This window comes from Pseudomonas sp. DD1, assembly GCF_044510355.1.
In the GTDB taxonomy this organism is placed as follows: domain Bacteria; phylum Pseudomonadota; class Gammaproteobacteria; order Pseudomonadales; family Pseudomonadaceae; genus Aquipseudomonas; species Aquipseudomonas shahriarae.
The window spans coordinates 373770-391873 of sequence record NZ_MSAJ01000033.1 but is presented as its reverse complement, the minus strand read 5'-3'; the positions used below and the strand labels follow the sequence as shown (position 1 = coordinate 391873).

Genomic DNA, 18104 nt, shown 5'->3' with positions numbered 1-18104 from the left:
TCCTGCGGTGGCAGCTGAAATGCAATCCTCCACCCCTTGAAGATCGAGGTGGGAGCTGTCGAGCCCCAGCGAGGCTGCGATGGCGGCGGTATTGCTGGGGTTGATGTTGGCTGACCCACCGCTATCGCAGGCAAGCCAGCTCCCACATTGGATCCTCAGTACATTGAGCACCGTTTGCATCCTGCGGTAGCAGTGAAATGCAATCCTCCCCCCCTGAAGATCGAGGTGGGAGCTGTCGAGCCCCGGCGAGGCTGCGATGGCGGCGGCATTGCTGGGATTGATGTTGGCTGACCCACCGCTATCGCAGGCAAGCCAGCTCCCACATTGGATCCTCAGTACATTGAGTACCGTATGCATCCTGCGGTGGTAGTGAAATGCAATCTTCCACCCGCTGAAGATCGAGGTGGGAGCTGTCGAGCCCCAGCGAGGCTGCGATGGCGGCGGTACTGCTGGGATTGATGTCGGCTGACCCGCCGCTATCGCTGGCAAGCCCCCCACATTGGATCTTCATTGCCTTGGCAGGTCGGTGCTGACTACGCCGATGACACTTTTGAAGTAAGCCGCCCTGGGCACTTTCCTGATAATCGAACGATTACTGACGAAATGCCGAGGCCCCGCCATGACGCGTGCATCCACCGAACAGGTCCCGCCGCAAACCCTGAGAAAAGTCATCGCCGCCGCCGGTATCGGCAACTTTGTCGAGTGGTTCGACTTCGCCGTGTATGGCTTTCTCGCCACCACCATCGCCCAGCAGTTTTTCCCCAGTGGCGATGCCAGTGCGGCGTTGCTCAAGACCTTCGCGGTGTTTGCCGTGGCCTTTGCCTTTCGGCCTCTGGGCGGAATTTTCTTTGGCATGCTGGGTGATCGCATCGGCCGCAAGCGCACCCTGGCGATGACGATTTTGCTGATGGCCGGGGCCACGACCCTGATCGGCCTGCTGCCCACGTATGCCGCGATTGGCGTCACGGCGCCGATCCTGTTGTCGCTGATCCGTTGCGCCCAGGGCTTCTCCGCCGGCGGTGAATACGCCGGCGCCTGCGCCTACCTGATGGAGCACGCGCCCAGCGATAAACGGGCGTGGTATGGCAGCTTTATCCCGGTATCGACCTTTGCCGCCTTTGCCTCAGCGGCGGTGGTGGCCTATGCATTGGAGGCTTCGCTGTCGGCCGAAGCCATGGGCAGCTGGGGCTGGCGCCTGCCATTCCTGATCGCTGCACCGCTGGGCCTGGTGGGCCTGTACCTGCGCTGGCGGCTGGATGAAACCCCGGCGTTCCAGGCGGTCAAGCAGGAACACGCGGTGGCCCACTCGCCGCTCAAGGAAACCCTGCGCAACCATGGCGCGGCAATCTGCTGCCTGGGCGCTTTTGTGTCGCTGACGGCGCTGTCGTTTTATATGTTCACCACCTACTTTGCCACGTACCTGCAGGTGGCCGGTGGTTTGAGCCGGGCGACGGCGTTGCTGGTGTCGCTGATTGCGCTGATCTTCGCTGCGGCGATATGCCCGCTGGCCGGCTGGTATTCCGACCGGGTCGGGCGGCGCGTCACAGTAATGACCGCCTGCGGGCTGTTGATGGGGGTGGTATACCCCTCGTTCCTGATGGCCAGTTCCGGCTCGTTCGCCGCGTCCATCATCGGCGTGATGCTGCTGGCGGTGGGCGCGGTATTGTGCGGCGTGGTCACGGCCGCCCTGCTCTCGGAGACCTTCCCGACCCGCACGCGCTACACCGCCTCGGCGATCACCTACAACATGGCCTACACGATCTTCGGCGGCACCGCGCCGCTGGTGGCGACCTGGTTGATCAGCACCACCGGTAGCAACCTGTCACCGGCGTTTTACCTGATTGCCGTGGCCTTGCTCGCGCTGGCCGGCGGCCTGGCCTTGCCGGAGACCTCGCGCATTTCCCTGCACGACGCATAAGGCGCGAACCTTTCTCGCGCAAACACCGTCCGAGCTAGGGCATCGATGCTTTTCGCCCGCTCGGAGGTTTGTGTTTGAAAGCTGCCATCGTCAAAAAGTACCGCCTGATTATCAAGACCATGGGCTATGTCGGCTGGGCACTGTTCTGGCTGCTGCTGTGGGATATTGCGGTCACCGTGGACTTCATGCTGTTCCTCAACGCCAAGATCAACCTGCCGCTGATGCCCCTGACGCTGCTCGGCTCGGCGCTGGTGGTGCTGATCAGCTTTCGTAATACCAGCGCCTATAACCGCTGGTGGGAGGCACGCACGCTGTGGGGCGCGATGGTCAATAACTCACGCAGCTTTGCGCGGCAGGTGCTGACGTTGCTGGATGACCCCGACAACGAGGTCAATCCGATTAAGTCGACCTTGCTGCGCCGCCACGTGGCCTATGTGAATTGCCTGGCGTCGCACCTGCGGGGCGAGCCGTGCCCGGAGGAAGTGCGGGCATTTATTCCTGGGGATGAGTTCGCGCGCAACGGCGCTACCAACAACTTTGCCAACGATATCCTCACCGGCTCCGCGGCCCTGCTGGCCCGCGAATACAAGGCCGGGCGCCTGGACAGCATTCGCCTGGCGCGGCTGGAATCAACCATGGTCGATCTGTCCAACAGCCAGGGCGGCATGGAGCGCATCGCCAACACACCACTGCCCTACCCCTATGTGTATTTCCCCCGGCTGTTTATTTCGCTGTTCTGCCTGATCGTGCCAGTGGGGCTGGTGGAGTCCCTGGGCTGGTTCACCCCACTGGCATCGACGGTGGTGGGTTTTATGCTGCTGGCCATCGAACGCATCGGCACCGACCTGCAAAGCCCGTTTCGCTCCAGCGAGCACCAGATCCAGACAGAGGCCATCTGCGAAACCATCGAGAAAAACCTGCAGTCGATGCAGCGGGATTCGTTGGGGGATGTTCGCAGGGGCCATTAAAAAGCCTGCATTTTTCGAGCGCATAGATAATAATGAGTCGCATTAAACATTTCGTTTATCACAGTGCGCTCTTCCCCGCAGAGTGAGCGTCGCATTAATCAGAAGGATCTCTATGCAAAGCTTTTACCTGCACTCGATGCGCCTGCTGGGCGCACTTTTTTTGCTTGCCTGTACGCTAAGTGCCCAAGCCGCCACCGATGAAACCGACCATTCGGCCACCTTCGAAAAAAACCACCAGTCGTACGTGATCAATGCCGATGGCAGCTTTGTCCAGATGGTTGAGTTGGTCACGCGGATCAATGAAGAGCGAGCGATCAAAGACAACGCACAGCGTTCGCTGAGCTACAACCGCTCCCTGGAAAACCTCGAGGTGCTTGAAGCCTTCACCCAAAAGCCCGACGGCCGCAAGGTGAAGGTGGGCGCCGAGCAGATCAAGGAACAACAGGAGACCGCCTCTTCCGAGGCGCCGATGTTCCAGGACTCGCGGGTCAAAGTGGTGATATTTCCAGAGGTAGCGGTCGGTGACCGGCTGGTTCTGCGCTACCAGCGCCAGCGCACCACTGCCCTGTTCCCGCAGCAGTTCGAAGACTTCTACGTGCCGGACTTCTACGATGCCGAGCAGTTGAGCCTGAGCTACGACTTGCCAGCCGACAAGCCGCTGTTCGTCGATGCCCGGGGTTTCAAGGCCAGCACCCCGGCCGCGGCTGCCGGGCGCAAGGTGTACCGTTGGGACTACGTACCACAGGAAAAGGCGCGCATGGAAACCGGCGCCGTGTCCTACGTCGATTACGGCCAATTCCTCGCGGTCTCGACGTTCGCCAGCTACAAGGACTTTGCCCAGGCCTATGAGGCCAGAGCCCAGGTCGAAGTGACGCCGGCCATTGCCGCCCTGGCCAAGCAACTTACGGCCAACCTGAGCACCCCGCGCAGCAAAGCCCTGGCCCTGAGCGACTGGGTTCGTAAGAACATTCGTTATGTAGCGGTGTATGTCGGCGCGGGCGGCGTAGTACCGCATCCGGCCCAGGCCGTGCTGGACAACCGCTATGGCGACTGCAAGGACCATGTGGCCCTGCTGGAAGCCATGCTGCGCGCGGTAGCGATCGAGAGCTCGCCGGTGCTGGTCAACCTGGGTAACAGCTACACCCTGGCCAAAGTGCCCACCCTGGGTGTGCTCAACCATGCGATCACTTATGTGCCGGCCCTGGATCTGTACCTGGACTCCACCGCCACAGCCATTGCCGCGGGCTACCTGCCGATCCCGGTGCTGGGCAAGCCAGTACTGTTGACGCAGTCCGGCGAAATGGCCAAGACCCCGGCCGCGCAAACCGGCAAGGTCACCAACGACCTGCTGTTCAAGGTCGACAGCAACGGCGCGGCGGACTTTGTGCATGCCACCACCGTGGAAGGCTGGGGCTCAGAGTTCAATCGCTACCTGCTCAATGCAATGAAACCGGCTGACCGCGACTCGATGATCCGCAACGTCCTCGGCTGGTACGGGCAAACGGGCCAGGGCACGTTCAAAAGCGACTCCTTGCAGGATGAAGTCAACCCGTTCAAGAACACCCTTGAAGGGCGCACCGACAACCTGGTCAACCTGCCAGGCCCGACCGGCGTGCCGGCGCTCAGCAGCCTGGTCGGCGGCATTGCACAGAACGTGTTTGCCTTCGCCTCGGAAAAAGACCGCACCCAAGAGTTCGGTTGCCTCTCGGGAGAAACCCAGGAGCAGGCCCGTTTCGAGTTCCCCAAGGAAGTCACCGTCCTCGCCGTGCCCAAGCCACAGTCCCTGCAACAGGCCGGTTTTGACTACCAGGCCACCTACGCCAAGGAAGGCAACACGGTGCTGATTACCCGCCACTTCAAGTTCGCCCATGCCAATACCGTGTGCAGCCCCGAGGACTTCAAGGCGATGAAGCCGGTGATCGAAAGCATGGTCAACGACCTGAAGAGCCAGATCATCGTGCAGACGCTGTAACTCCCAAGGTCATGCCGGCTGGTGACTGGTCACGCAGTGAATGCCACCACCGCCGGCTGCAATCGCGTCGATATCCAGTTGCACCACCTTGCGCCCCGGATAGAGCCTGGACAGCAAGTCAAAGGCCTTGCGGTCGGCGACTTTGTCGCCAAACTGCGGCGCAATCACTGCGCCGTTGATCACGAAGTAGTTGATGTAGCCGGCGGCATAGTCCGGGTTATCCCGACTGAACCGGTTGCGACGCGGGTTCAGCGGTGGCGACACGGTGTGTATTTGCAGCGGCCGGCCATCGGCATCGCTAGCCTGCTTGAGCATGTCCAAGTGGGCCAACGTCACCTGGTGGTCGTAGGATTCAGGGTCAGTGTCCAGGTTGGCGATGACCACGCCCGGCGAGACAAAGCGTGCGTAAAAGTCGACATGGGCGTCGGTAATGTCCTTGCCCTTGATACCCGGCAACCAGATGATCTTGCGCAAGCCCAGTCGGCTCTTCAGCTCAGCCTCGACGTCGGCCTTGCTCCAGCCGGGGTTGCGGTTGGCATTGATCCAGCTGCTTTCGGTCATGATCCCGGTGCCATGGCCATCCACTTCGATGGCACCGCCCTCGCCCACCAGTTCGCTGCGGATGTAAGTTGCGCCTGCCAGCTCGGCAACGTGAGCCGCCAGTTCGGCATCGTCGGCGTGCTGCTGCTTGTTACCCCAGCCGTTGAAGTTGAAGTCCACTGCGCCCAACTGGCCATTGTCATCCACGACAAAGTTGGCGCTGGTGTCACGCATCCAGATGTCATCCAGCTCGGCGTGTACGAAGGTGATGTTACGGGTGCCGCATTTTTCTTCGGCCAGCTCACGCTCATCTTCGCGGCAGAACACCGTGACCGGTTCGTACTCGGCAATCGTACGAGCGATACGGCCCAGGGCGTCCTGCACAGCGGGGGTGAAGTCCTGGTGAATCGCCTCCTGGGCGCCAAAGGCGATAAAGGCGCGCTGGTGTTTCTCGCCCTCATCGGGCATGAACCAGCGGCCTTGGACCGCCGCGTAGACGGGCAGCCCCATGGACGCGGCGGCGCCCAGGCCGGCCACCACCGCGGCCTGTTGGATGAATTGGCGACGTGTGCTCATGTGCACCTCTGGGTTGACCGTCATTGACCGATGGCCGTCTTGAACTTAGTCCAAACCCGCATGCGTGCGCGCATATCGGCCTGGGGAATATCCTGCCCGGCCACCAGTCGTTTGAAGGTGGCGTCGTCCGGGTAAATGTCCGGGTTGTTGCCCATGGCCGGATCGACGCTGGCGCGGGCCTTGGCATTGGCCGTGGGGTAGCCGGTGAAATTGCTGATGGCCGCCATGTTCTCTGGGCGCATGACAAAGTTGATAAACGCGTAGGCGTATTCCGGATGCCGTGCATCCACGGGGATGGCCATGGTGTCCATCCACACCGTCGTGCCCTCGCGGGGGATGTGGTATTGGAAGCGCGCCTTTTTACCCGCCGCATCCGCCGCCCGCTGCGCCTGGGTCATGTCGCCGCTGTAGCCCAGGGACAGGCACAGGTTGCCATTGACCAGGTCAGTCACCGGTTGCGACTGAAACTTGCGGATATACGGCCGCAGTTTGAGCAACAGGGCGCTGGCCGCAGCCAGGTCCTCGGGCTTGGCACTGCGCGGTTCGCGCCCCAGGTAGATCAGCGCCACGGCCAGTACTTCGTCGGGCGAGTCGATCAGCGAGATGCCGCAATCGGCAAATTGGCGAGCCAGTTCCGGCTTGAATAACAGGTCCAGGCTATTGACCGGCGCATTCGGCATGCGCTGTAGGATTTGCTCTGCGTTATAGGTCAGGCCAATCGTGCCCCAGGTATAGGGCACTGTGGCCTGATTGGACGCGCGGTAATGGCTGCGCAGTTGTTGCAGGCCCGGCTCGATATCCTCCAGCGCCTCAAGTTTTGCCGGATCCAGTGGCTGCAGGCTGCCGGCGCGCATCAAGCGCTCGCCCACCGTATCGCCCGGGAAGATCAGGTCATAACCACTGCCACCGGCCATCAGCTTGGCCTCCAGCGTTTCGCTGCCATCCATCACGTCATAGATCACCTGGATCCCGGTTTCGGCAGTAAAGCGCGCCAGGGTGTCCTCGGCAAAATAGTCGGCCCAGTTGTACAGGCGCAGGATCTTTTCATCGGCCTGTACCGTCGGGATGACGATGCTCAGGGCCAGGGTGCAGTGGATCAGCTTCATGTCATACCCCTTGGGTCTGCCAGCGTGGATGCAGGTGGCGACCGTCCTGGGTCAGTAAACCGCCATACATGTCAGGGCGGCGGTCGCGGTAGATGCCCCAGGTCAGGCGTTCTTCGGCCATGGCCGCCAGGTCCAGGCACTGGAGCAGCACACCGCTGCTGGCGCGGTCGGCCTCGGCCAGCAACGCGCCTTTGTGGTTGCAGATAAATGACGAGCCGTAGAACTCCATCTGCAAGGTTGAGTCGCTGCTCGCCACTTCCCGACCCACACGATTGGCCGCCACCACCGGCAGCAGATTGGCAGCGGCATGCCCGCGCATGGTCATCTGCCAGTGATCACGGGAGTCCAGGCTGGCACAACCCGGTTCGGAGCCGATGGCAGTGGGAAACAGCAACACCTCGGCGCCCAGCAACGCCAGGCAACGCGCGGTCTCGGGGAACCACTGGTCCCAGCAGATGCCCACGCCGAGGCGGCCGAACGCGGTGTCCCAGACCTTGAAGCCGGTGTCGCCGGGGCTGAAGTATTCCTTCTCTTGATAGCCAATAGCGTTGGGGATATGGGTCTTGCGATATACCCCCAGCAGTTGCCCGTCGGCATCGGCCACACTCAGTGAATTGAAGTAGGCGTTGCCGGCCTTTTCGAACCAGCTCAGCGGCAGCACTACTCCCAACTCCCTGGCCAGCGCGGCGAAGCGCTTGAGCACCGCGCTGTGGCGGTACTCTTCAGCCAAGGCCAGGTGCTTGTGTTGTTGTTCGATGCAAAAATACGGCGTGGCGAACAGCTCTTGCAGCAGGATGACCTGCGCGCCCTGGGCCGCCGCTTCACGCACCCGTTGTTCGGCCTGATCAAGGTTGTGTTGCAGGTTCCAGGTGCAGGGCATCTGGGTGGTGGCAATGGTCAGCTGGCGCATGGCATCACTCCTTTACCGGCCAGGCTGGCTGCTGCTGGGTGATGCAATGCACACCGCCGCCGCCATGGGCCAGGTGGTTGATGCGCACCGGCACCACCACACGATCCGGAAATACCTGGGCCAGCACATCGGCAGCCACCTGGTCCGCCGCGATGCCATAGGCGGGCATGATGATCGCGCCGTTGGCAATATAGAAGTTGGTGTAGGAGGCGCAAAACACCTCGGCGTCGGCATCCACCGCCTCGCTGGCCTCAAAGAGTTCGATCAACTCGAACCGGCGGCCCTTGGCATCGGTGGCCAATTCCAGGGCGCGGCGGTTTTCCCGTGCGACCTCGGCGTACACCGAACCCTGGTCGTGCGTGGCATCTACCAGCAGCACGCCGGGGCGGGCAAAGGCGCACACGCCATCGACATGGCCATCGGTCACATCCCCGGTGACATGCTGCGGGTCGCCTGGCAACCAGATGGTTTTTGTCACCCCAAGCCAGCGCGCAAAGATCGCCTCCATTTCGGCCTTGCTCATGCCCGGGTTGCGATTGGGGTTGAGCAACACCGACTCGGTGGTGATCAACGTGCCCTCACCGTCCACATGAATCGCCCCGCCTTCATTGCTCAACGGCGTGCCAAAGCACGGCAGGCCCAAGTGGTTGAGGGTGCGCCGAGCGAGGCTTTCATCCAGGTCATAGGCTGACTTGCCGCCCCACGCGTTAAAACGCCAGCTCACACCGGCCAAGCCCAATTGCGGGTGGCCAATAAAGCTGGGGCCGGAGTCGCGGCACCAACTGTCGTTGACCGCCAGCGCGATCAGTTCAATGTTGGGGCCGCACAGGGCTTTGGCCGTGTCGAGTGCAGAAGGGTCAACCACCAGCTTCACCGGCTCGAACCGCGCGATGGCATTGGCGACCCGGGCAAAATCCGCCTGCACCTGGGCCAGCGTTACGCGCCATCCCGACTCCCAGAGCGCCTGGTTATGGGGCCAGACCATCCAGGTCGCAGCATGCCTGGCCCATTCCGCCGGCATCCTCCAGCCGCTGTGTGGCATCTCGTTCTGCAGCATGACAACCCCCTTCTGAGTTAAGCCTTTGTGTTCACCAAAAACGGCGTACACGCTATGGGGATCCATGCTACGTTTGGCCAAACCGCCAAACAAACGATGGATTTTGCAGATAAATGATTAGAAAAACTTATCAGCATGCTTAAACACTGGCCGCCCCTGGGGGCACTGCGCGGCTTTGAAGCGGCGGCGCGGCTGGGCAGTTTTCACAAGGCTGCCAACGAACTGCACCTGACCCAATCGGCCATCAGCCAGCAGATCCGTAGCCTGGAAGCGTACCTGGAACAGCCGCTGTTCTTTCGCAACGGGCGCAGCGTCGCCCTGACCGATGCCGGCCATGATTTCCTCAGCACCACCCAGGCCCTGTTGCAGCAGTTGTCCGTGGGTGTGCGCCGGCTGGGGCAGTACCGCAAGGCCAATCAACTGGTGCTCAACACCACCCCAGCCTTTGCTCGCCACTGGCTGCTGCCGCGTCTGGCCGACTTCCGCCGGCACCACCCGGACGTGGATTTGTGGCTGTTCAGCACCGACGAAGTACCCGACATGGCCACCCAGACCATCGACCTCGCCGTGCGCGATGACATCAGCGCCCAGGCCGAGTGCAGCTTCAAAGTGCTGCATACCGACCGCCTGTATCCCGCCGCCCACCCCAGCGTACTGGCCCTGCCCCGCGAGCAACGCACCACCCTGCATGGCGAGCGGGAAATGGATTGGAGCCATTGGGCGGTGGAAGCCGGGATTGATGTCGGCCAGCAGGACCAGGGGCTGAATTTTTCCGACCCCGGCCTGCTGCTGGACGCGGCCTGCGGTGGCCTGGGGATCGCACTGGTCAGCCAGTTACTGAGCCAGCACGCACGCGAAAATGGCCTGCTGCACCCCTTGGTCGACGCCACCATTCGCGGCCCCAACTGGGCCTTGCTGACCCACCGCGACAGCGAAAGCGACCCACTGGCGCGCAGCTTCAGCCAGTGGTTACTGGACAACCTGGCACAGGGTGCCGCACATGAGTGAAGGACTGGAGGACATCCTGGCCGAGCGCCTGGCGGTGATTTTTTGCGGGATCAATCCGGGCCTGCTGGCGGCCGCGCAGGGCCATCACTTTGCCGGGCGTGGCAACCGCTTCTGGCGCACCTTGCACCTGGCCGGGTTCACTGCGCATCAAGTGCTACCTGAGGATGACCGGACGCTGCTGCAGTACCACTGCGGGCTGACGACCGTCGTGGAACGGCCAACGGCGCGGGCCGATCAATTGTCGCGGGATGAATTCAAGGCGGCGGCCAACGGGTTTGAACACAAGATCCGCCGTTATGCACCGCGCCATGTGGCGTTCCTGGGCAAGGCGGGTTATTGCGCGCTGTCGGGGCTGCGCGAGGTGGCGTGGGGGCTGCAACCGCAGACACTGGGGGATGCTGCCGTGTGGGTACTGCCCAATCCCAGCGGGCGGAATCTGGCATTTACGTTGGAGCAATTGGTGCAGGCGTATGGGCAGCTCTATTTGGCAGCATTCCCTGGAAGCCGCGCTGCTTGCGCCCGTTCAGATAGCGGCATGCTGGGTGGCAGCAACGACAGCACATAAGCCATGCGCGACGCACTCCCCAGGTTCACGATCAATGTGAACGGCGAGTCGCTGAACTCAAACACCAGATTAAAGGTGCCATAAGCACTGCGCACATCCACCCGCGACACATCGCACAACGGCCGTTGCTTCTGACGTAAAACCCGGTAAATCATCTGCTGGCCATCAAGACGAAATACCGGGTTGAGGCTGTTGGTGGCCAACGCCACCCAAGGCACCCTGCGCAACCCGACAAAACTGGCCAATACCGGAATCGCCTTGCCATCAATGCCAGTACCGGGGGCATAGGCAGGAGCTGCCGACTTGGGTTTGCGCAGCTTCTTGAACAGCCAGTACATGAACCAGAACGACAGCCCCTGACCGATAACCACCACCGCGCCGAAGGCTAAATCCAACCAGCTGATATTCATGGTTTTTCCTTAAACGCCCAATATCCATAGCATTTCGGCGAAGAGTAAAACGTTTCCACACCCTGCCACGCACAGGCTGAAAATCATACAAAACGTTTGACTTATCCTTTTCAATCAGTAAGATACGCCGCATTCCGCGATAGCTCAGTTGGTAGAGCAAATGACTGTTAATCATTGGGTCCCTGGTTCGAGTCCAGGTCGTGGAGCCATATCTCAATCGGATCACCCAAGCTGGTGATCCAGGCATAGCATAATCTACGCGTCGTCTCTGATTCTTCACTTTAGAGACCATTGCCATGAAAATAGCTGCAGTACTCTCAACAAAAGGCGGACCGGGGAAAACCACGGTCACAGCCAGTCTAGGCGCGTTCTGCGCCGACTCCGGTCTTCGCACCCTGCTCATTGATCTAGATAATCAGCCTTCGCTGTCGTCGTTTTATGCATTAACGCATGAAGCACCTGGCGGCGCCTACGAGCTGATTGCCATCAATGAGACCCGACGCGATCAGATCATCTCCCAAACCTGCATACCCAACCTTTCCCTCATTCATTCAAATGATCCCTTCAACCAGCTAGGCACTCTGTTACTCCACGCCGCCGAGGGACGCCTTCGACTCAAAAACCTCATCTCGACGTTTGAACCAGATTTCGACCTCGTACTGGTCGACACACAAGGCGCACGATCCATCATCCTGGAAATGGCCCTTTTAGGTGCCGACATGGTGATCCCACCCATCGAACGCGCTGTAGACAGACCAAAGGCCTTACGTAGCGACATTTTAGCCCTGGTACACGATATAGCCGATGAGCTAGCAATGCCTCAATACCACTTCATTCAAAGCGATTGGGGCATTGGTTTTGTAGTGGTTCGGCCATCTGATTGGGACAGCGATATTTTTGCGACGCCCCCCACCCAGATCACCCAGCAGGCTTTCACTGTGCTGAATCTGCTAGACGGAATACGATCCAGAACAAGTTTTTTCGTGTGAACCGAAGCCAATTTCGGCCAACCTCGATCAAGAAGCACTGGCAGTAACAGGGCTGTCCCTGTAGCCCCTCGAACTCGAGGGGTTAAGCCCAGAAGCTGCAATGATGCAATTTCAGGGTTGGGTAGAGAGGGCGGCAGGTGCAGACGGTGTGCCCGTGTTTGTTGGACTGAACGCCCCATTTGACTGGTCGTTCATCAATTACTATTTCCACTACCTTCTGAAGTCGAACCCTTTTGGCTTCGCCGCACTGGATATCAAAGCGCTTTATATGGGGGCGACAGAATCGAGTTGGGCCGGAACGCGTTCAAGCCAGATGGCCGCTTGGCTTCACCCCAAATCGGAGGGAAACCATGAGGCGTTAGATGATGCTCAATACCCGGTAGAGCTATTTCGCTTGATTAGGGCAATCAGACCATTTCAGCAGAGGTGAAGAATACCTCGCTCGGCATTACCTCACGAAAAGCTACCCGCTTTGGCTGCCACGCATCGCAATCGCCCTTCTTAGGATTATCCACTTGAGTGCGACTTTTAGATTCGCTTAGTTGTATCCAGTTGCAGGATGATTGGCTGCTGGCCACCCAGACAGTCATGGCTGGAACGCTGCCGCGGTTGCCGATAATCACCATGAAATACAACGGAGTCAAGGTATGTTGGTGCTGAGTGAAAACTGACAATAGAAACATAACCACGGACTAGAAAACTATAGTTCAGTGCTAAAAAATTCAGTTCGCCAACCGACAATTATTCATACGTTCATCTGATTGTAAGATAGCGCACCCTTACAATGGTGTGTGACTTTTCGTTTCTCACTCGCGTCGTGGCAATCAGTTAATCCTAATAGAGCTGTCCAGAATCAGACTTTGTATTGACTGAAAGTAAATTTTCAACAGAATAGTTAATCATTCACTAGAAACGTGCTAGATCGAAGCCTTCTAAAGAGTTGCCAAAAATAAATAAAAATACTGGCATCCGAAAACCAATTCAAAGTATAAAACCCCCAGGGGAATTTATTCATGCGCTAGCAAAACAAACGATGCATTTAATTTAAAAAAGGAGAAGGAATGAATAATTTTCGTCTGTCAGGATTTATCAGTGGAAACGACAAAGTTAGCAGCTCAAATATAAGCTACCTGCATAACTGGATTAAAATGAATGGCACTATAAAAATTGCTGAAGCGGGAGCCACGCCTTTTAGGAGCAGTAATAATTCAATATTCTCAATTGAAAGTGGTGTGTGGCGGCTGCTCATAGGCGATCGAAAGGTTATAGGCATCGTCGGGTCAGGAGGTGTCGTTTTGCTAAATAAATCAACGCAAAACTATAACAACCCTCCAAATAAATGTGAAATTGTGTCGCGCTCTGTTTATTACGAGCTACCTGAAGAGTGTATTCATCTGGCTGCTGCCGACAAGTCATTGCTAAAAGGTATTTTAGATTTTATGAAATTGAACGCAAGCAACATTTCCAATAAATGGCTTGGTCAGTGCATGAACGATGGCTATGCCGAGGTTAAATATGCATTAGAGTGGATGGATGTGTTGCCCGAGACAGTAAAAACAAAATTTACCGCCATATCATTTATCACAGACACCACGGGGGTTTCCAGGTCTCATGCACTTTCAATCATGAAATCCTTGAAACAAGGAGGGTACATCGAGGTGGATGGAGGGTATCTTGTGCACATTATAAAAAAACTACCTGATGGCTATTAGGTTGGACCGAATCTCTATGGAGATCTACATTTTTTGCAACACTGGCTCATTGAAGAAACGGTGGATCATTAAATATATATTGCACCTGCTTGAGGTGCCCTCACGTCACTATGATAATAGTGTCTAGCGCTTATGAAGAAGTGGCTGAAGTGGCCGGAGATTTTCAATCTCAAGTAGACAGCTTGTAAAAATCGCTGACTACTTTAGCCTCTCGGGGAACAGCCCAAAAACAAGAAATCGTCACGCGCCAGATTAGTACAATGACTAAGATTTTTCGGCAGTTATATTTACGTTAATATCCAGGATATTGAAAATCACGAATAATCTGAAAGTGTATTCGGTGTTGACATACTGACGACCACTGGTTTGTAGTGCATATGACCGCATGATACATGACAGAAAGCGTATGGATACTGAAACTTAACAACCTGAGTAGGCTGCGCTGTTTATAGATTTTATTGTATGCCCTCGGTAATACGCTCTGAATTGGCGCCTTTTTATTAGTGACCAATGTCTTTTATAGACATATTTTAGTTCTGTAGGGGCGACACAAATTTCATTCAGCGCCGTTTTTTAGATTGTTAATCAAGTAGTGTAGGCCGTGTTGGCGAAGAGCTTTTTGTATTATAAGGATTTTATGGGTATGAATGACTACGATCTGCTATCCGATTTTATTAAGTCTTGGGCATATATTTTAATTTCTGCAGTTGGAGGAGTACTTGGTCACATGATGCGTAGGTTAGGAGCTCAACAACCAATCCACATAGGTGAGACGACGTTGCAAGGCGTGGGCGCAGCATTTGCTGGGTATCTGGTACTGTTAGGGTGTCGATCTGCTGGTATTCCTCCAGAAATCTCGGGGGTGATAATTGGATTATGTGGCTGGCTCGGCGCCGATGCTACATTAATGTTATTACAATCTTACATTTACAAAAAACTTAAAATTAAAAATGGTGAATAGCAGTAAATAGCAATTGCTCTCAGAGACGTCAGCAATAAAAGCAAGACGCGTTGACATATATAACACATTGAGTGTTCAGCCCCACTCTTAGCCATTTCGCCATTACATGCTTACCGCATGCGCTCCTTGATCAGAGAGCGAGGCACGAAGAGTTTTCAATGCCCCTTGGGACATGCTGTAAATAGTTTCGCCTTGTACGGGGAGCCCTTACTCAATACAACCAAAATAGTTTTTGGTGGACTGAAGAGAACTCCCATTTCTGTTGAAGTTTCCGCCCGACATGAATACCACGGTGAGTCTCGATTAAAAACAAATACCTTCATTCATGCGTCAAGTTCTACCAATAACACGGACGGCAAACACAACCCTGAAATGCATCAAACGAAGAAAAAAACATGTATTTCTTCGGGATGAAAACGTACATCGGCGTTGACACCAAATCAGGCTTGGCTCAAGGAAAGAACCATAAATTAACGACAGGAAAGGTCTGTTTTTCGGCAGACACACGTTTTTGGAGCCTTAAGCAACGAGGACTGAAAGCGGCGGGTACTTCAGAACATTTTAAGCGACGTTTAAGAATCCTTGTTGACGGCAGCCTGGTATTTTCAAGCTTTGTGCGACCAGGCGTTAGTCATTATTAGCCAGTAGTGGCGGCGCTTTGAAAGTTGAAGAGCGCATCGTTAAATAATTTTTTGTATGTGGTGTCAGCGTGCTCAGGAAAGACTAGTTGCTCCCGACTGTATAAGTCTTAAATCGGATTTTGGATCGATAAATCAAAGCACTTCAATTAAAGTCAAATTGGCACTAAAGCCCGTTAGCAATGAAAAAAGTCCTGGTGATAAGGGCCGTGGTCTGAAATCGTATTTATTGTTGATAGGCTGACGTGCTGGCTCTACGATCTGTGAAGATTCAAAGTTGTTGCGAATCTATGATGCATTGCTCCAATAAGTTACCACCATAAATAGCGGTCTTGGTGGATTCGAATTGAAGCCGACACCTGCCGTAGTCTATCACGACGTTCCAACACCATGAGGGGATATACCCAACTCTAATTACACCGAAGTAAAAAACCATAGCGGTTTAATTCGTAAAATTTAATAAATTGAGGTGAAGGATATGGCTGTTAATGTGCAAATGTCAGAACTTACCAATGATTTTCCGCGAGAAGTGATGGGGTTGATTGGAGGCTCATCTCCCGGAGTGGAGCGCGCTGCTGGGGTGTTTACCAAAGAAGATGTAATCAAGATTAAGCAATACGTGAAAAAAAGTCTCGCACTCCCAAGTGAGTTGCCGGAGGTTAAGCTATTCTTGGGATACGAAACTGTGAACATTGCCGGGCTTGAGCCCAGCGATATTAAGGTGCTGTTCGAAAAAATCAAATTCCATGCCTCCAGCTGGGATGCGGTAGAAAGTAAAATCATTCAGCAAAGCATTAATTTAGGTTCTGCTGCCCAAAGCATCCTCAGCAGCGGTAACAGCATTATCTCCGATATTAAAGAAATGCCTATCTTGGAGCGCGTTAGGAGTTCTCTGGGGGACTTGACTAATGCCGAGCTTGAGGGGATTAAATATACGTCCGAAGACGGTGAGATTGCCTCTGCTGTAGGTGAGATCATTAAGCTGATGAAGGTCGACATTAACGCGCAGCAAACAGCTACACGTGAACTCAAAGACAGCATCTCTAAATTCAAAATCGAACTGTCGGGCGGAGAACTGTCGACCGGTGAGCGTGTTGATGGGTTACAACCCGATTTAATCGGGAAGTACGACCTGATGGAACAGAACAGCTTCATCAAGTCCATCGCCGATAATAACGAAATTATCGCTGAAAAAAAGGCAAAAATCGTCCAGCTGGATAAGGACTACGATCAATATGTCAAAAATGCGATCGCCGGGATCGCGGGGGGGCTTATCGGCCTGGCCATTACCGGTGGGATATTTGGCGCGAAAGCAGAAAACGCAAAGAAAGAGCGTAATGTACTGAAAGAAGAAGTCGATTCTCTGGAGTCCTTCGTCGCGGGTCAAGAAAACTTGCAGCACGCTTTGGATCGTAACAAATCGGATTTCTTGGACCTCAATAACCGAATGCTAGGTGCCGAAGCGGCACTCAATATTTTGAACACGATGTGGCAAAATATGCTGACTAAGATCGATGGGTCGGCTGCACAGTTCGAACGCATTGATGATGCACTGAAACTCACTTCGTTTGTTGCCCAGTTTAAGCTAGTAATTAACCCATGGCAGGATGTAAAAGACACCTCTGGCACATTGGTTGAGGTGTTTAACGAGGCGTTGGAAGAATACAAAAAAAGCTTTAATTAATTATCTTGCCAATAGAAGGATTGTTTCAATGAGTAATGTAATATCGATCGCCTCCGGCATTATCTCTGCTGTTGATGTCAATAAAATTGTTCAAACCAGTCGTGATATTTCAAGGTTGGCTAACTTTAAAAATGCTCTGTCTGACGACGTATTGCATGAAAGAGCGCGGCAAGTAGCAGCGTATTTGAAAAACATTGATACAACCATGCGGGAGTCTTTTCCGATGTTGTTGACCGCGCTGAGCAACTCGTACGGACAGAGCTTCTTTGATACTCTTGATGAGTTGAAAGGAGCGCTGGACAGAAAAGACCTAGGCGACAGTGATCGTGACTTGGTCAGCAAAGAATTCTTGAGTATCAAAGGTAATATCGAGTTGATGCTGAACGAGGTTGCGGCAAAATTCAACGATCGTTCTCGTCTCCTGGACAAGGAGGTTATCAGTCTTTACAAGGTAGAAATTGGCGATCGCACGGATCAACCGCTCAAGCTGGCGCGAGATCTGATGGACAGAGTGCTGGCTCAGTTAAATGAGCAAAACCTTAAAAAGTCTACCTGCGTGGAACAGCGCGATACGCTCATCAAAGCGCAGGACGTGATTCGCCAAACCAACTTGGCCGATATCTTTCAAACTTACCTGCCTGACGCCGGTGCACTGAGCAGTTTGGATTTGGCTACTCCTGAAAAAGAGGCTATCAAGCAGGCGATTGCTCTGCTCAAGAAAATCCTTGGCGTTGTATCGGACGGTATTAAATATATTGAGCTGGCGACGGCACGGACTAATCTGGATAAAGAGATTGACGTACTCAATCAGTCTATTTCGGGTCTGAATGGCGAGCTTAAAAGTGCAGAGAATACGTTGTCCGACGTGTCTGCTGTTGCAGAGATCAGCCTAAAGCGCTTGGTAGCTGGTAAGGAGATTGACATAGTAGTGGGTATCTGGATTGAGTTCTCAACGAACCTTGCAGTGCTGAAAAGCGGTGATTACAGCGAAGCAGATTTGGCCACATTCCTGAATCGATACAAAACTCATCTGGAGGTGCTGACCAAGGACTACAACAGTGTCATGATCAACTAAAAACATGGTGCGGTT

16 protein-coding genes, 1 tRNA gene and 1 pseudogene are annotated in these 18104 nt (G+C 55.3%); 13 read left to right on the top strand and 5 right to left on the bottom strand.

Annotated features, from left to right (window positions below; all coding sequences use genetic code 11):
* Positions 1-619 precede the first annotated feature (619 nt).
* The 3 genes from PSFL_RS20925 (at position 620) to PSFL_RS20915 (ending at position 4858) form a co-directional block, all read left to right on the top strand.
* Complete coding sequence (locus tag PSFL_RS20925) at positions 620-1918, top strand: MFS transporter (protein WP_397470435.1); 1299 nt, start codon at positions 620-622, stop codon at positions 1916-1918.
* Positions 1919-1992: 74 nt separating this feature from the next.
* Positions 1993-2886 carry a bestrophin family protein gene (locus PSFL_RS20920; protein ID WP_057960253.1) on the top strand — a complete coding sequence of 298 codons (894 nt, stop codon included), beginning with the start codon at positions 1993-1995 and terminating at the stop codon, positions 2884-2886.
* Positions 2887-2998: 112 nt separating this feature from the next.
* Positions 2999-4858, top strand: a complete 1860-nt coding sequence (locus tag PSFL_RS20915) for a DUF3857 and transglutaminase domain-containing protein (protein WP_115128653.1) — start codon at positions 2999-3001, stop codon at positions 4856-4858.
* Between the two features lie 9 nt (positions 4859-4867).
* On the opposite strand, the gene PSFL_RS20910 is transcribed toward PSFL_RS20915, so the two are convergent.
* Genes PSFL_RS20910 through PSFL_RS20895 form a run of 4 tightly spaced genes read right to left on the bottom strand, consistent with a single transcriptional unit; the run spans position 4868 to position 9047 of the window.
* Entirely contained in the window at positions 4868-5974 is a 1107-nt protein-coding gene (locus PSFL_RS20910) for an agmatine/peptidylarginine deiminase (RefSeq protein WP_057438574.1), read from the bottom strand.
* Positions 5975-5994: 20 nt separating this feature from the next.
* Entirely contained in the window at positions 5995-7080 is a 1086-nt protein-coding gene (locus tag PSFL_RS20905; protein WP_170044371.1) for an extracellular solute-binding protein, read from the bottom strand.
* Between the two features lies 1 nt (position 7081).
* Positions 7082-7990: an N-carbamoylputrescine amidase gene (aguB, locus tag PSFL_RS20900; protein ID WP_057438572.1), complete on the bottom strand. Its 909-nt coding sequence runs from the start codon at positions 7988-7990 to the stop codon at positions 7082-7084.
* A 4-nt stretch (positions 7991-7994) separates the two neighbouring features.
* On the bottom strand, positions 7995-9047 hold the full coding sequence (locus PSFL_RS20895; RefSeq protein ID WP_115128655.1) for an agmatine/peptidylarginine deiminase: 1053 nt from the start codon (positions 9045-9047) through the stop codon (positions 7995-7997).
* A gap of 135 nt (positions 9048-9182) precedes the next feature.
* On the opposite strand from PSFL_RS20895, the gene PSFL_RS20890 reads away from it, so the two are divergent.
* Positions 9183-10055 (top strand): LysR substrate-binding domain-containing protein, encoded by an 873-nt coding sequence (locus tag PSFL_RS20890; RefSeq protein WP_057438570.1) that lies wholly within the window; start codon positions 9183-9185, stop codon positions 10053-10055.
* A complete protein-coding gene (gene mug / locus PSFL_RS20885) occupies positions 10048-10620 on the top strand; it encodes a G/U mismatch-specific DNA glycosylase (protein ID WP_169989660.1) in 573 nt (190 codons plus the stop codon). The genes PSFL_RS20890 and mug overlap by 8 nt, the downstream gene beginning before the upstream one ends.
* Here the strand turns inward: mug and PSFL_RS20880 are convergent.
* Entirely contained in the window at positions 10536-11030 is a 495-nt protein-coding gene (locus PSFL_RS20880) for a hypothetical protein (RefSeq protein WP_057438569.1), read from the bottom strand. The two genes, mug and PSFL_RS20880, sit on opposite strands and share 85 nt — an antisense overlap.
* Before the next feature lie 133 nt (positions 11031-11163).
* Between PSFL_RS20880 and PSFL_RS20875 the strand changes: the two genes are divergently transcribed.
* From PSFL_RS20875 to PSFL_RS20840, 8 genes and pseudogenes are all read left to right on the top strand, one after another.
* A tRNA-Asn gene (locus tag PSFL_RS20875) sits at positions 11164-11239 on the top strand.
* 87 nt (positions 11240-11326) lie between these two features.
* Positions 11327-12019, top strand: a complete 693-nt coding sequence (locus PSFL_RS20870) for a ParA family protein (RefSeq protein WP_258558636.1) — start codon at positions 11327-11329, stop codon at positions 12017-12019.
* A gap of 100 nt (positions 12020-12119) precedes the next feature.
* Positions 12120-12449 carry a hypothetical protein gene (locus PSFL_RS20865; protein ID WP_397470434.1) on the top strand — a complete coding sequence of 110 codons (330 nt, stop codon included), beginning with the start codon at positions 12120-12122 and terminating at the stop codon, positions 12447-12449.
* 631 nt (positions 12450-13080) lie between these two features.
* The gene (locus tag PSFL_RS20860) at positions 13081-13731 is read left to right on the top strand and encodes a helix-turn-helix domain-containing protein (RefSeq protein WP_397470433.1); all 651 of its coding nucleotides are present in this window, start codon (positions 13081-13083) and stop codon (positions 13729-13731) included.
* 643 nt (positions 13732-14374) lie between these two features.
* On the top strand, positions 14375-14692 hold the full coding sequence (locus PSFL_RS20855) for a phage holin family protein (protein ID WP_157717226.1): 318 nt from the start codon (positions 14375-14377) through the stop codon (positions 14690-14692).
* A gap of 315 nt (positions 14693-15007) precedes the next feature.
* A pseudogene (locus PSFL_RS20850) lies at positions 15008-15141 on the top strand (IS5/IS1182 family transposase); the annotation flags it as partial.
* 667 nt (positions 15142-15808) lie between these two features.
* Complete coding sequence (locus PSFL_RS20845) at positions 15809-17014, top strand: alpha-xenorhabdolysin family binary toxin subunit A (RefSeq protein ID WP_397470432.1); 1206 nt, start codon at positions 15809-15811, stop codon at positions 17012-17014.
* 28 nt (positions 17015-17042) lie between these two features.
* Positions 17043-18089: an alpha-xenorhabdolysin family binary toxin subunit B gene (locus tag PSFL_RS20840; protein ID WP_170060400.1), complete on the top strand. Its 1047-nt coding sequence runs from the start codon at positions 17043-17045 to the stop codon at positions 18087-18089.
* Positions 18090-18104: the final 15 nt, after the last annotated feature.

What these genes read in the sequence shown, in the direction of transcription:
- PSFL_RS20840 (WP_170060400.1), top strand. Translation starts at nt 17,043, where the DNA reads ATGAGTAATGTAATATCGATCGCCTCCGGCATTATCTCTGCTGTTGAT.
- mug (WP_169989660.1), top strand. Translation starts at nt 10,048, where the DNA reads ATGAGTGAAGGACTGGAGGACATCCTGGCCGAGCGCCTGGCGGTGATT.
- PSFL_RS20860 (WP_397470433.1), top strand. Translation starts at nt 13,081, where the DNA reads ATGAATAATTTTCGTCTGTCAGGATTTATCAGTGGAAACGACAAAGTT.
- PSFL_RS20855 (WP_157717226.1), top strand. Translation starts at nt 14,375, where the DNA reads ATGAATGACTACGATCTGCTATCCGATTTTATTAAGTCTTGGGCATAT.
- PSFL_RS20870 (WP_258558636.1), top strand. Translation starts at nt 11,327, where the DNA reads ATGAAAATAGCTGCAGTACTCTCAACAAAAGGCGGACCGGGGAAAACC.
- PSFL_RS20905 (WP_170044371.1), bottom strand. Translation starts at nt 7,080, where the DNA reads ATGAAGCTGATCCACTGCACCCTGGCCCTGAGCATCGTCATCCCGACG.
- PSFL_RS20895 (WP_115128655.1), bottom strand. Translation starts at nt 9,047, where the DNA reads ATGCTGCAGAACGAGATGCCACACAGCGGCTGGAGGATGCCGGCGGAA.
- PSFL_RS20880 (WP_057438569.1), bottom strand. Translation starts at nt 11,030, where the DNA reads ATGAATATCAGCTGGTTGGATTTAGCCTTCGGCGCGGTGGTGGTTATC.
- PSFL_RS20890 (WP_057438570.1), top strand. Translation starts at nt 9,183, where the DNA reads ATGCTTAAACACTGGCCGCCCCTGGGGGCACTGCGCGGCTTTGAAGCG.
- PSFL_RS20845 (WP_397470432.1), top strand. Translation starts at nt 15,809, where the DNA reads ATGGCTGTTAATGTGCAAATGTCAGAACTTACCAATGATTTTCCGCGA.
- PSFL_RS20865 (WP_397470434.1), top strand. Translation starts at nt 12,120, where the DNA reads ATGATGCAATTTCAGGGTTGGGTAGAGAGGGCGGCAGGTGCAGACGGT.
- PSFL_RS20910 (WP_057438574.1), bottom strand. Translation starts at nt 5,974, where the DNA reads ATGAGCACACGTCGCCAATTCATCCAACAGGCCGCGGTGGTGGCCGGC.
- aguB (WP_057438572.1), bottom strand. Translation starts at nt 7,990, where the DNA reads ATGCGCCAGCTGACCATTGCCACCACCCAGATGCCCTGCACCTGGAAC.
- PSFL_RS20925 (WP_397470435.1), top strand. Translation starts at nt 620, where the DNA reads ATGACGCGTGCATCCACCGAACAGGTCCCGCCGCAAACCCTGAGAAAA.
- PSFL_RS20915 (WP_115128653.1), top strand. Translation starts at nt 2,999, where the DNA reads ATGCAAAGCTTTTACCTGCACTCGATGCGCCTGCTGGGCGCACTTTTT.